This window comes from Candidatus Woesearchaeota archaeon (genome assembly GCA_003694805.1).
Classification (GTDB): Archaea; Nanobdellota; Nanobdellia; order Woesearchaeales; family J110; genus J110.
In genome coordinates this window covers 1-1,136 of the sequence record RFJU01000048.1, presented here as the reverse complement: position 1 = coordinate 1,136, position 1,136 = coordinate 1, and the positions used below count along the sequence as shown (strand labels likewise).

At 46.9% G+C, this 1,136-nt stretch carries 3 protein-coding genes; all 3 read right to left on the bottom strand.

Annotation, left to right across the window (positions count from 1 at the left end; genetic code table 11):
• On the bottom strand, nucleotides 1-360 hold a 360-nt coding region (locus tag D6783_01990; GenBank protein RME53448.1), incomplete at its 3' end, for an HIT family protein.
• Complete coding sequence (locus D6783_01985; protein RME53447.1) at nucleotides 357-611, bottom strand: hypothetical protein; 255 nt, start codon at nucleotides 609-611, stop codon at nucleotides 357-359. The genes D6783_01985 and D6783_01990, both read right to left, overlap by 4 nt.
• On the bottom strand, nucleotides 608-1,136 hold a 529-nt coding region (locus D6783_01980; protein ID RME53446.1), incomplete at its 5' end, for an HAD family hydrolase. The genes D6783_01985 and D6783_01980, both read right to left, overlap by 4 nt.

Genomic DNA, 1,136 nt, shown 5'->3' with positions numbered 1-1,136 from the left:
TGAAAGCTTCTTCCCAGGCCAGTGCCTGAGACCATCGCCTTCAAAGCGAGGAATTATGTGCATATGAGTGTGAAAGACTATCTGCCCTGCAGCGGGCTTTGTATTGACTCCTAAATTGAAACCGTCAGCATTCACCGCAGTCATTATCGCCCGAGCTATCTTCTTCACTCTCACGATCATATCCTGCAACACATCATCGGGAGTGTCCAGAAAATCCTCGTGATGCTCTCTTGGAACTATTAGCGTGTGCCCCTTGTTTATTGGATTTATGTCAAGAAAAGCAAACACCTTGTCGTTCTCATAAACCATCTGGCTCGGAATCTCGCCAGCTATGATCTTGCAGAATATGCAATCGCTCATTCTTCAGACTTCGCTTTCTGCTTTGTTGCCCTGCTTTTCTTTGGAGCCTTGCTCTTGACAGCCTTTACGCGCTCCTTGAGAGCAGTTACGTTCTCATCATACAATGTTGACCTTCGCTTATCAACACCGATGCCGGCAGCTCTTGCATCCTTCCATGAAAGCCCAGCTTCAACAAGCTCTGCTACACTGAACCTTCCAGACTTTCTCTTATGACCCCTGTGCTCCACAACAGCATTCAACCTTTCCATCATTGCACCTCCAATAAACTCAAAACATCTGACAGCCTCGTTATCTTGGGCTCAAACTCCCGCCTATCCTTTCTATCAAGCAGGACTGCTTTCAAGCCCACAGACTTTGCACCCCTGATGTCACTCTCAAGGCTGTCACCAACAACAAGAACACCGTCCTCTTTAAGCTCAAGCTTCTCTCTTGCAAGCGTGAAAAGGCTCTCGCTCTTAAGCTTCGAGTGCTCATAGCTCAAGAAAACACCGTCAAAGAACTTCAAAAGGTCATAACGCTCAAGAACAGGTCTAATATTGCCCTCAAGAGCGTTGCTGACAAGAGCGAGAACAACACCCCGCTCTTTTAGCTGTTCAAGAGTGCTTTCAGTATCATCGTAAGGCTTTGCAAGAAGGCGGTTCTTGTTCCAAACTCCAATCAGCCTGTCTATTACAACAGGCAAGGGTTTGATGTTAAAGCTATCGCAGGCAGCCTTGAACGCAGAAGCCTGATCAGCATATTTTTGAGTCATAACAACCCGTTCAAACTGCTCGACG